We start from the raw sequence: 12,663 nt of genomic DNA, 5'->3' as shown, positions 1-12,663 counted from the left end.
GGCTTTTTGACGAATAATAAAAAACTCTGGTTGAAGGTCATTTTTCAGCTGTTTTCTCCTCATCAATACTGCGAAATCAAGAAATTTATGCTGCCGACTGCCTCATCTCGTTCCAAAAAACGCACATTTGTGTGGGTTATCATTGCCATCATCGTTGCGGCGATCCTGGTCTGGTTCTTTGCTTTCCATCAGGGCTCCTCTGATTCGGCCGGGAAAAAAGGCGCGGGGCGGGGCGGTATGCGCGCCATGCGCGGCCAGATGATGATGGGCATGGACACGCCGGTGCAGGCGGGAAAAGCCACCCAGGCGGATGTGCCGGTCTATTTACGTGCGCTGGGTACGGTGGTGGCGAACGCCACGGTGACGGTCACCAGCCGGGTCGATGGTCAGCTGATGAAGGTGTATTTCACCGAAGGGCAAAAAGTGGAGCAGGGGCAGTTGCTGGCGCAGATTGATCCGCGCAGCTATCAGGCGACCCTCGAGCAGTATCAGGGCTCGCTGGCGCAAAATCAGGCGCTGTCGAGAAGTGCCGAGCTGACGCTGGCGCGTTACCGCAAACTCTATGCGCAGGACTCGTTAGCCCGTCAGGATCTGGAAAGCCAGATTGCCACCGCCGGGCAGTACGCCGGGGCGATGAAAGCCGATCAGGCGCAAATTGACGCCGCCAAACTGAACCTCGAATTTGCGAAAATCACCGCGCCGGTCAGCGGCCACGTGGGCTTGCGTCTGGTCGATCCGGGCAACATGGTCACCAGCAGTTCCACTACCGGTATTGTGACGATCACCCAGACTCAGCCGATTGCCGTCACGTTCAGCGTGCCGCAGAGCAATCTGCAAACCCTGCTCAAAGCCTTACGCGGCGGCAATCAGTTGCCGACCACGGCCTTCAATCAGGACGGCAGCGAGGTGCTGGATCAGGGCAAACTGCAATTTATCAGTAACGAAATTGATTCCAGCACCGGCAGCATTAAGCTGAAAGCGCTGTTTAACAATGCGGATGAAAAACTGTATCCGAACCAGTTTGTGAACGCCCGCCTGCAGGTGTCCACGCTCAAAGACGCCACGGTGGTTCCTGCGGCGGCGGTGCAACTGAGCAGCGACGGCGATTTCGTTTACGTGATCAAAGCAGATAACACCATCGAACGGCGCGCCGTGAAATCCGGCCCGGACTTTGGTGACAATCAGGTCGCCATTTTATCCGGCGTGAAGCCGGGCGAGCAGGTGGTCACCACCGGGATTGACCGCCTGACCAACGGCGCGAAAGTGCAAATTGTGACCGCCAATACCGAAGACGCCGCCGCCGCCGGTTCGTCGAAAGCGCGCGAACAGGGCGCAGGCGTTGATAAAGCCACGACCGGTAAAGACAGCGGGCCGAAATGAATCCTTCACGCCTCTTTATCCAGCGGCCTGTCGCCACTATTCTGCTGATGGTCGCCGTGCTGTTGTCGGGCATTTTTGCCTACAACATGCTCTCGACCTCCGCGCTGCCGCAGGTTGATTACCCGACCATTCAGGTCACCACCCTCTATCCGGGCGCCAGCCCGGATGTGATGGCGTCCGGCATTACCGCGCCGCTGGAGCGTCAGCTCGGGCAGATGGCCGGCTTAAGCCAGATGTATTCCACCAGCGCCAGCGGCTCGTCGATCATCACGCTTAAATTCTCGCTGGATCTGTCGCTCGACGTCGCCGAGCAGGAAGTGCAGGCCGCGATCAACGCCGCCGACAGCCTGTTGCCGAATGATTTACCGAATCCGCCAACCTACAAAAAGGTTAACCCGGCGGATGCCGCCGTGCTGACGCTGGCCGTGACCTCCGAATCACTGCCGCTGACCAAAGTGCAGGATCTGGTGAACACCCGCGTGGCGCTGAAATTGTCGCAAATCTCCGGCGTCGGCATGGTGACGCTGGCGGGCGGACATCAGCCTGCGATCCGCGTTCAGGTCGATCCGCGCAAGCTGGCCGCACACAATCTGACGCTTGAAACCATTAACACGCTGATCGGCAACAGTAACGTCAACGGATCGAAAGGCGGTTTCGACGGCCCGCATCACTCGATCACCATTGATGCCAACGATCAGCTGCGTACGGCGGCGGAATACGCCAACCTGATTGTCACTTACGAAAACGGCGCAGCGCTGCGGTTACGTGATATCGCCACGCTGTCCGAAGCCCCGGAAAACCAGTACCTGTCGGCGTGGGCCAATAAAGAACCGGCGATCATTATCAGCGTTCAGCGCCAGCCGGGTGCCAATGTGATCCAGGTGGTGGATGCCATTAAGGCCCAGTTGCCGAAGTTGCAGGCCGCGCTGCCGGAATCAGTCAAAGTCAGTATTCTCTCAGACCGTACCCAGACCATTCGCGCCTCGATAAGTGACGTGCAGTTCGAGCTGCTGCTGTCGATCGCGCTGGTGGTGATGGTCACTTTCCTGTTCCTGCGCAACGTCGCGGCGACGCTGATCCCAAGCGTGGCGGTGCCGCTGTCGCTTATCGGCACGTTCGGCGTGATGTATTTGTGTGGTTTCAGTCTGAACAACCTTTCGCTGATGGCGCTGACCATCGCCACCGGCTTTGTTATTGATGACGCCATTGTGGTGGTGGAAAACATTTCGCGACGGCTGGAAGAGGGGGAAACCCCGATGCAGGCGGCGCTGAAAGGCTCGAAGCAAATCGGTTTCACCATTATTTCCCTGACGTTCTCCCTGATCGCGGTGCTGATCCCGCTGCTGTTTATGGGCGACGTGGTCGGGCGTTTATTCCGCGAGTTTGCCATTACTCTGGCGGTGTCGATATTGGTGTCGATGGTCGTTTCGCTGACGCTCACCCCGATGCTGTGCGCCTATTTGCTGCGCCACACGCCGGAAGAAAAACAGAGCAAGTTCTACCGTAAAGGCGGTGAGTTCTTCGACAAAATGATCGCCGGTTATGACCGGATGCTGATCGTGGTGCTCAATCACCAGCGGATCACGTTACTGGTCGCCGCCGCCACGTTGGTGTTCACCGCGCTGCTGTATGTGATTGTGCCGAAAGGCTTCTTCCCGTCGCAGGACACCGGGATGATCCAGGGCATCACCCAGGCATCGCAGGATGTTTCCTTCAGTGAAATGGGGCGTCGTCAGCAACTGCTCGCTGCCGCCATTTTGAAAGATCCGGACGTGGAAAGCGTTGCATCCACCATCGGCGTGGACGGCAATAACACCAGCCTGAACAGTGGCCGTTTGCAGATCAGCCTGAAATCTTTTGACCAGCGCAGCGAACGTGCGCCCGCGATTATCGAGCGTCTGCGGCAGGAAACCGCCGGTGTGCCGGGCATCGATCTGTATCTGCAAGCCTCGCAGGATCTGACGGTTGACGATCAGGTGACGCCGAGCCAGTACCAGTTCACGCTGGATGATTCCGACAGCGAAAATCTGGTGGAATGGACGCCGAAACTGCTGGAAAAACTCAGTCAGCAACCGGAGTTCAGCGACGCGGTCAGCAACCTGCAAAATCAGGGGCAGATCGCCTACGTCGAGCTGGATCGCGATGCCGCCGCCCGTTACGGCATCACCGCGTCGGACGTCGATACCGCGTTGTACAACGCGTTCGGCCAGCGTCTGGTGTCTACCATCTTTACTCAGGCGAACCAGTACCGCGTGGTGCTGGAAGTGGCGCCGCAGTTCCAGCAGTCTCCGGCCTCGTTTGATGACATCTATCTGGCGAGCAACGTCAGCACCTCGGCGGGAAGCACGGCGACCACCAACAGCAACGCCGCGTCCTCAACGACCACGGCGTCCGGCAGTTCAACCACCTCCACCAGCACCAGCAGTTCAACCAACGGCATGGTCAAACTGACGTCGATCGCCAAAATCCACATGCGCACCGGCGCGCTGTTGCAGGCACGCCTGAATCAGTTCCCGGCGGTGACCGTGTCGTTTAACCTCAATGACGGCTATTCGCTGGAGCAGGCGCAACAGGCGATCAAAACCACCGTGGCGGATATCGCCATGCCAGACAGTATTACGTTGCGCTATCAGGGCGCGGCGGCCTCGTTTGAAAGCGCCACCGGCAATACGCTGTGGCTGATCCTCGCCGCGCTGATGACCATGTACGTGGTGCTCGGCATTCTGTATGAGAGTTTTATTCATCCGGTGACCATTCTCTCCACGCTGCCTTCAGCGGCGGTGGGCGCGCTGCTGTCACTGATCTTTGCCGGAACGGAGTTCAGCCTGATCGCACTGATCGGGGTGATCCTGTTGATCGGCATCGTGAAAAAGAACGCCATTATGATGATCGACTTTGCGCTGGAAGCGGAGAACAAGCAGGGATTATCGCCGCGTGAGGCGATCCACCAGGCCTGTTTACTGCGTTTTCGACCGATCATGATGACCACCATGGCGGCGCTGCTTGGCGCATTGCCGCTGATGCTGGCGAGCGGATCCGGCGCTGAACTGCGCCAGCCGCTGGGGCTGGTGATCGTCGGGGGGCTGATCTTCAGCCAGATCCTGACGCTGTTCTCCACGCCGGTGATTTATCTGATGTTCGATAATCTGTCGCACCGCTTTAATCCGCGCCACCGTCGGGCTGCGCAGCGGACGGAGCACTGATGAACATCTCGCGCTTCTTCATTCTGCGTCCGGTGGCGACCCTGCTTCTGACGCTGGCTGTCCTGCTGCTCGGTTTGCTCGGTTACCGTTTGCTGCCGGTCGCACCGCTGCCGCAGGTGGATTTCCCGACCATTCTGGTCAGCGCCAGCCTGCCGGGGGCCAGCCCTGAAACCATGGCGGCAACCGTCGCCACGCCGCTGGAAAGGGCGCTCGGGCAAATCGCCGGGGTGAGCGAAATGACCTCGCGCAGCTCGCAAAGCTCCACCAGCGTCATCCTGCAATTCGATTTAGATCGCGACATCAACGGCGCGGCGCGCGACGTGCAGGCGGCGATCAACGCGTCCCGTGCGCTGCTGCCGAGCAGCATGCCGTCGCTGCCGACCTACCGTAAAGCCAACCCCTCGGATGCGCCGATCATCATGCTGGCGCTGACGTCTGCTACCCGCAGCAAAGGCGAACTCTACGACATCGCTTCCAGCCAGCTGCAACAGAAAATCGCGCAGGTGAACGGCGTCGGGCAGGTTTCTCTGGTCGGCTCCGCATTGCCGGGCGTGCGCATTGATTTACGTCCGGAAGCCGTCACCTCCTACGGCATTTCTCTCGACACCATCCGTTCGGCGATCGCCAACAGCACCAGCAACCTGCCGAAAGGCTTACTGCAAGGCTCGAACCAGTCGTGGATGATTGAAGGCAACGGCCAGCAAAGCACCGCGGCGCAGTATAAAACGCTGATCATCACCTACATCAACGGGGCGGCGATCCGTCTCAGCGACGTGGCCAACGTTTACGATTCGGTGGAAGACAAATATAACGTCGGCTATTACAACAGCACGCCGTCGGTGATGATTGGTGTGACCCGTCAGGCTGGCGCCAACATGCTGGAAACCATCGAGGCGATTAAAGCGGCACTGCCGCTGATGAAAGAAAGTCTGCCGGGCGATGTGCAGCTCAACCTGGCGCTCGACCGCTCGCCGAACGTCTCGGCCTCCCTGCGTGATACCGAAATGACCCTGCTGGAAGCCACGCTGCTGGTGATCGCGGTGGTGTTTGTGTTCCTGCGTAACTGGCGCGCGGTGCTGATCCCCGCGCTGGCGCTGCCGGTTTCGTTGATCGGCACCTGCGCGGTGATGTATTTGCTCGGCTACAGCCTGGATAACCTCTCGCTGATGGCGCTGATTATCGCCACCGGTTTTGTGGTCGATGACGCCATTGTGGTACTCGAAAACATCACGCGGCACATCGAAGAAGGCATGGGGCCGGTGCGTGCGGCGATCAAAGGCGCGCAGGAAGTCAGTTTCACCGTGCTGTCGATGACGCTGTCGCTTATCGCCGTCTTTATTCCGATCCTGCTGATGGGCAGCATCGTCGGGCGTCTGTTCCGCGAATTCGCGGTGACGCTCAGCGTGTCGCTGATTATCTCCATGCTGGTGTCGCTCAGCCTGACGCCTATGCTGTGCGCACGTTTCCTGAAACGTAAACCGCCGGTGGAAAAACGTCAGCCACGTATTTACCGCATGATCGAACGCGGGCTGAATAATCTGCTGGCTGCCTATTCGGCAGCGCTCGGCTGGATAATGCGCCATCAGCTGATCACGCTGGTCGGGCTGTTCCTGACGGTGCTGCTCAACTTTTATCTCTACACCGTGGTGGAAAAGGGCTTCTTCCCGGATCAGGACACCGGCATGCTGATGGGGATGCTGCGTGCGGATCAGAACACCTCGTTCCAGTCGATCCAGCCGCAGGTGCTGAAATACAGCAAGATCATTCAGGATGATCCGGCGGTCGAGGCGGTGATGAGCTCGGCGGGCAGCGGCGGATTTGGATCGCGCAATACCGCGACTTTCTTCGTGCGCCTGAAGGATTTCGACAAACGCACCGCCAACGCCAATCAGGTCGCCAACCGTCTGATGATGGCGACGGCCAAAGTGCCGGGCTCGCAGCTGTTCCTGATGGCTGCACAGGATTTGCATATCGGCGGGCGCAGCGCGAATGCCCAATATCAGTACAGCTTACAGGCGGACGATCTTTCCCTGTTGCGCGAGTGGGCGCCGAAAGTGAAAGCCGCGCTGGCCGCTTTACCGGAGCTGACCGGCGTGGATTCAGATTCGCAGACCGGCGGGCAGGAAGTGATGCTTAACATCGATCGCGATCGCGCCACGCAGCTCGGCGTGAACGTTAAAATGATCGACACGCTGCTCAATAATGCCTTCAGCCAGCGGCAGATCGCGACGATCTACAAAACGCTGAACCAGTATCACGTGGTGATGAATCTGACCTCGGATTACACCGGCAATCCCGATGTGCTTAATCAGCTGTATGTGGTGACCGATGCCGGTAAGCAGATCCCGCTTTCGGCGTTTACCTCTTTCAGCGGTGCCAACGCACCGCTGTCGGTGGCGCATCAGGGGCAAACGGCGACCACCACCATCGCCTTCAATCTGGCCGATGGTTACGCGTTGGAACAGGCACAGGCCGCGCTGAAAACCGCGATGGCGAAAATCGGTTTACCGGACACCATCCAGGGCAGTTATGCCGGTACCGCGCAGGCATTTGAAGCCCTGAGTAAATCGATGCCGTGGCTGATCCTCGCCGCGCTGGCCGCCGTGTATATCGTGCTCGGCGTGCTGTATGAAAGCTATATTCACCCGCTGACCATTCTCTCCACGCTGCCGTCTGCCGGGCTGGGGGCGCTGCTGCTGATGCTGATGACCGGCACGCAACTGACGGTGATCGCCCTGATCGGGATCCTGCTGTTGATCGGCATTGTGAAGAAGAATGCGATCATGATGATCGACTTTGCCCTCGACGCCGAACGACGGCTCGGCCTCACGCCGCAGCAGGCGATCACTCAGGCCTGTCTGATGCGTTTTCGCCCGATCCTGATGACCACGCTGGCCGCGTTCTTTGGTGCGCTGCCACTGGCGCTCGGCAGCGGCGGTGATGCCGATCTGCGCAGCCCGCTGGGGCTGGCGATCGCGGGCGGGCTGGCACTGAGCCAGATCCTGACGTTATTCACCACGCCGGTGGTCTATCTGTATATGGATCGCGCCAGCCGCGCCACGCACCGTTTATGGGCTCGCCTGCGCCCGCACACAACGCCGCCGGAGGCCCGTTCACATGACTGAACATCACTCCCTTAACGTTAAAACGAATAACCCTGAAGCGAATCTGATGACTCTGCAAAAACCACGTTCTATGGCGTTCCGTCTTGTTCCACTGGCGCTGGCGATACTTGTCAGCGCCTGTACCGTCGGGCCGGATTACCAGCGGCCAGACGTTGCGATGCCCACGGCGTTTAAAGAAGCCAAAGGCTGGACGGCGGCGATCCCGAAAGATAACCAGAGCAAAGGCGACTGGTGGACGGTCTACCAGGATCCTGAGCTGTCGTCATTACTGAGTCAGGTGCAGATTTCCAACCAGAACGTGGCGCAGTACGCTGCACAGTACCGTCAGGCGCAGGCGTTAGTCACCCAGGCGCGTTCAGATCTCTATCCGTCTGTAGACGCCAGCGCAGGCAGCACCCGCAGCGGGACCTCTTCGTCCGTCACCAAAAAACAGTCGGCAGAACTGAGCGCCAGCTGGGAACTGGATTTGTGGGGCAAGCTGCGCCGCTCAGCGGAAGAACAGGATGCCAGCGCGCAGGCCAGCAAGGCCGATCTGGCCGATGCCACGCTCAGCGCGCAGTCCGAACTGGCGCAGGATTACTTCCAGCTGCGCGTGATGGATCAGCAAATCGCGTTGTACCAGCGCAGCATCGACGCCTATCAGCGTTACCTGACGGTGATTCAGAATCAATATGCCGGTGGCAACACCTCACGGGCCACGCTGGCACAGGCGCAAACGCAACTGGAAAGCACCAAAGCCTCGGCGCTCGACCTGCAATGGCAACGTGCCCAGCTGGAACACGCCATCGCCGTGCTGATCGGAAAACCGCCTGCGCAGTTCAGCCTCGCCGCGCGCGACGTCAAACTGACGCTGCCGCAGGTGCCTGATGCGCTGCCTTCGCAACTGTTGCAACGCCGCCCGGATATTGCCGCCGCCGAGCGCACCATGGCCTCGTCCAATGCCGCGGTCGGTGTCGCCACCGCCGCGTATTACCCGGATCTGACGTTAAGCGCCAGCGGCGGGTTCGCCAGCTCCGCGTTCCACAATCTGTTCTCACTGCCAAACCGCGTCTGGTCTTTGGGCCCTGAACTGAGCCAGACCGTACTGGATTTCGGTTCCACCCGTGGCAAAGTTGCCCAGGCCGAAGCCGCGTATGACGCCGACGTGGCCGGTTATCGCCAGAGTGTGTTAACCGCGATGCAGGAAGTGGAAGATTATCTGGTGGAACTGCATACGCTGGATAACGAACTGATTGCCCGCCAGAACGCCGCCGATTCCGCCAAAGAATCCGCCCGCGTCACCTACAACCAGTATGAAGCCGGGATGATCGATTATCTCGACGTCGCCAGCACCGAAAACACCAGCCTGACTCAGCAGCAAAGCGTTTTATCGCTGGTCAGCACGCAGATGGTCACCAGCGTGAAGCTGATCGCCGCCCTGGGCGGTGGATGGAACGGGGATGTGGGGAAATAGGAGCGTTTGAATGATCTCTGCATCACAGGCTGATTTATCAGGTTTCTGAGCAGAGACGTTCTCTTGTTAAAGACACGGAAAACTGTGATGTAGGCGGGACAATGAATAAGCGTAACCTGTGTGGATGAAAAACTGATAGACGAATGCGCTAAAAAGCTCCTTCCTTCAGAAGGAGCTTTTCCAGTTACTTCCCAGCTTTACGCGCCTTAGCCACATCACCGGCGGTCACTTCGCGGGCCTGATTTCCCCAGCTGGCGCGCAGGGTGTTGGTTAACTCTGCGGTCTGCTGGTCGGTCAGCGTCCAGCCGTAGCCTGGCATGGTGTTGGGCATGTGCGCCGCGGTAACCGGCGTCTGACCGCCGTTCAAAATCACACGCAGCAGAGTTTGCGGATTATCCGCGTTTACCGTCAGATTGCCCGCCAGCGCCGGAATAGCAGAGGCATTCCCGTCGCCCTTCACGCCGTGACAGGTCGAGCAATAACGCATAAACGTCTGCTGCCCGCCGGAGGTGACTGCCGCCAGTTTCCCCGGTTTCTCCTGCGCATCTGACTTCAGGCTCAGCAAATACACCGCCATGCTGTTGAGATCTTCCTCGGTCATAAACTGTGTGCTGTTGGTGATCACCTCGCCCATCGGCCCGCTGACGGCGTCATGCGCGTTGCGACCGGTTTTCAGCAAGGTCACCAGCTCCGGCTGACTGACTTTCAGGCCGCGCAATGAAGGGGCGGACCAGCCATCCAGTTCGCCGCCGCTGAGAAACGCGGAGCTCTGCTGATCGACGGCTTTTTCCTGCTGCGCCCAGCCGCGCGGCGTGTGACAGGCTCCGCAGTGTCCGGCGCCCTGTACCAGATACGCGCCCCGGTTCCATTGCGCACTCTGATCGGCCTGAGGTTTATATTCGCCTTCTTCCAGAAAAATGCTGTTCCATACGTGTAGCGGCCAGCGGATCGACATCGGCCAGCTGATGTCGTTATCGCGATTGGCAACCGCCTGCGGCTTCACCTCTTTCATCAGGTAGTCATACAGCGCGCGCATATCCTTGTCGCTCATTTTGACGTAAGAGGTGTACGGCATTGCCGGGTACAGCGGGTGACCGTCTTTGGCAATCCCCTCGCGCATCGCTTTGTCGAACGCTTCAAAGCTGTAGCCGCCGATGCCATTTTTCACATCCGGGGTGATATTGGTTGAGTAAATCTCTCCCAGCGGCGTCGCGAAACGCACGCCACCGGCGAGATCCGCGCCCTGTGACGAGGTGTGGCAGGCCGTACAATCGGCTGATTTAGCAACATATTCTCCCTCGGACATCGCCATGGCAGAGCCCGCCGTTGCCATCAGCGTGGCGAAAATCATCAGCTGTTTCATGCATTCACCTTTTTCATCGCCGTCAGTTCGTTCACTGCGCGCCACGCCTGGTCTACCGCCGAGTTGGCGTACGGGCTCCAGTCGGAATCTGAGTTGGCAATGGTGATACGCCCGACCGGCTGACGGGCGAGCTGGATGGTTTTCTGCGACTGTTCTTCGTCATCGAACATTCCGCTGAGGAAGTAGGAATAGCCGTGCGACCAGCGGTTAACGGTGATCGCCATGATGTCGCTCTGATGGTCAAAACCGGCTTCACCCAACATGCCCTGTAACTGATCGCGGATCATTTTTTCGTGCGCGTCGAAGGAGGTGCCGAGTAACAGCGCACGACCTTTGCGTGACTGCTCGCGCGGGCTGAGGCCGCTGCCGGGCAGAGTGGGCACATACACCATGTGCAGGCCAATGGGCTGATTCGGATCGCGCGGATGCTGATAACCGCCCATGTCCACCGGGTAATCGAGTTTCACGCGGCTGTATGGCGCGCCGGGGGAGTAAATTTCGTGGACGCCCAGTTTGATAAACGGCTGCCAGTTGCGGATCACCACTTTGGTGTATACCAGCGGCGCTTTAACATTCTCTTTCAGCGCGGCTTTTTGCGCGTCGGCAATTTCCGGGACCAGATACGGGATCATCATATTGTACCCGGCCATCACCGCCTGACCGGCACGGACGCGGTGCAGCTGCGAGCCGGTCATGTAGGTCACGTCCACCGCCGGTTTGCCTTCATGCTCAACGTTGGCGACGTGCATACCGGTGCTGTTCAGACGCAGGCGCACCGGTTGCCCGTCGCGATCCAGCTGGCTGTAATCGAATTTCGCCAGCACGATATCTTCCATGGTATTGCCCGGCGCGACCTGTGGGATCAGGTGACGCACCATCAGGCGCGCTAACCCGGCGTTGCCGTCCGGGAAGTGGAAAATGTACGGCTGATCGAGATCTTCCAGTGATTCGGCATCCAGCGGCGGCAATCCCATACTTTCCAGCCCCGGCAGGGCGCAGATGCGGGCATCACTGCACGAGGTGGCATCAATGCCTACCGCCTGAAAATCATTGGTGCGCTGTTGAAAATAGCGGATCGCCATTTCGCTCAGCCCGACTTTCTCGCGCAGGAACTGCGTGTAGCTGTGGCCGTCCACCCACGCGACTTTCTCTTCCTGACTCATCCCCTGCAGATAATCTTTGGGTTCGGTATGCAGGGCGATCAGGGCCGCACGGTCGGATTCGGGCAGCGGAAAATCGCTGATGAAATCGCGGATATCGCGCCCGTTGAGGCGATCTGGCGGAATGTCATCGGCCACCGCCCGACCAGGGTCACCGCTGACAATTTTATCGACGCCGAAGTTTTTGCGGTCAAAGTACACGCCACGGCTGAGATGCAGATCCGGGTAAAACGTGGTGTCGAAGTCTTTCGCCATGGTTTCAATATCGACATTGAGCGTTTTCAGCAGGCCCATCGCCACCGGGCTGAAGTTGGTGCGTGGCGACTGGAAGGATTCACTGCCGCCATAGCCGAGCAGGGTTTTGTCTTCGACATGGAATTCATTACGCTTGGCGTGCCCGCCAAAATCATCATGGTTATCCAGCAACAAAATGCGCTGCTGTTTTCCGTGTTTTTCCTGCCAGAAACAGGCGGCCGCCAGACCGCTGATCCCGGCACCGACGACGACCAGATCGAATTCATCTTCAACCGGTAAACTGGATGGATCGACCTTTTTGCCTTCGCGCCCGAGAATGTGCGCCGCCTCGTAAGAACCCTGATGATTCCCGCGTAATCCGGTCAGGGAAGGCGGGTAATACAACGTCTGAGCCGCTGTTTGCGGCGACGCCTTCAGCGCCTCAAACGGAGTCATTCCGGCAGTGACTGTGATCGCCACACCGTTTAAAAAATCACGACGAGTGATACCCATATTGTTTCCTTAAAATGTACTTCATCAACCCGCACGGAAGCCGCGCGGCAAAGGTCATGCGCTTAAAAATGTCTCAATGTTTTAACAATTTTAACATAAAGAGCGACTTACGAAGAGTGACGGCGGGCGCAAAATAATCAGGATGAGATTTTGACGAGCACAAAGGCAGACGGGGGACCAATAAAAGCAGCTCCGGCGAGCCTTCTTAAATAACAAACAGATTTACAACCCT

Annotated in this window: 6 protein-coding genes; 4 read left to right on the top strand and 2 right to left on the bottom strand. The window is 58.6% G+C overall.

All coding sequences use genetic code 11. The features are described 5' to 3' along the window. Nucleotides 1-87 precede the first annotated feature (87 nt). The 4 genes from ACQZQY_RS21970 (at nucleotide 88) to ACQZQY_RS21955 (ending at nucleotide 9,161) form a co-directional block, all read left to right on the top strand. Nucleotides 88-1,380: an MdtA/MuxA family multidrug efflux RND transporter periplasmic adaptor subunit gene (locus ACQZQY_RS21970; protein ID WP_136377505.1), complete on the top strand. Its 1,293-nt coding sequence runs from the start codon at nucleotides 88-90 to the stop codon at nucleotides 1,378-1,380. Further along, nucleotides 1,377-4,583: an efflux RND transporter permease subunit gene (locus ACQZQY_RS21965; protein ID WP_056781886.1), complete on the top strand. Its 3,207-nt coding sequence runs from the start codon at nucleotides 1,377-1,379 to the stop codon at nucleotides 4,581-4,583. Before ACQZQY_RS21970 ends, ACQZQY_RS21965 begins: the two co-directional genes overlap by 4 nt. After that, nucleotides 4,583-7,708 (top strand): efflux RND transporter permease subunit, encoded by a 3,126-nt coding sequence (locus ACQZQY_RS21960; protein WP_056781883.1) that lies wholly within the window; start codon nucleotides 4,583-4,585, stop codon nucleotides 7,706-7,708. Before ACQZQY_RS21965 ends, ACQZQY_RS21960 begins: the two co-directional genes overlap by 1 nt. Nucleotides 7,709-7,778: 70 nt before the next feature. Then, a complete protein-coding gene (locus tag ACQZQY_RS21955) occupies nucleotides 7,779-9,161 on the top strand; it encodes an efflux transporter outer membrane subunit (protein WP_390975693.1) in 1,383 nt (460 codons plus the stop codon). A 184-nt stretch (nucleotides 9,162-9,345) separates the two neighbouring features. Here the strand turns inward: ACQZQY_RS21955 and ACQZQY_RS21950 are convergent, their stop codons facing one another. Both ACQZQY_RS21950 and ACQZQY_RS21945 read right to left on the bottom strand, forming a co-directional pair. After that, nucleotides 9,346-10,524, bottom strand: a complete 1,179-nt coding sequence (locus ACQZQY_RS21950; protein ID WP_431296409.1) for a c-type cytochrome — start codon at nucleotides 10,522-10,524, stop codon at nucleotides 9,346-9,348. Further along, entirely contained in the window at nucleotides 10,521-12,431 is a 1,911-nt protein-coding gene (locus ACQZQY_RS21945) for an NAD(P)-binding protein (RefSeq protein WP_431296408.1), read from the bottom strand. The genes ACQZQY_RS21950 and ACQZQY_RS21945 overlap by 4 nt, the downstream gene beginning before the upstream one ends. Nucleotides 12,432-12,663 lie beyond the last annotated feature (232 nt).

Origin of the sequence: Rahnella sp. PAMC25559 (genome assembly GCF_050632365.1) — a bacterium.
GTDB classification, from domain to species: Bacteria; Pseudomonadota; Gammaproteobacteria; order Enterobacterales; family Enterobacteriaceae; genus Rahnella; species Rahnella rivi.
This window is presented reverse-complemented; position numbering and strand designations above follow the sequence as displayed.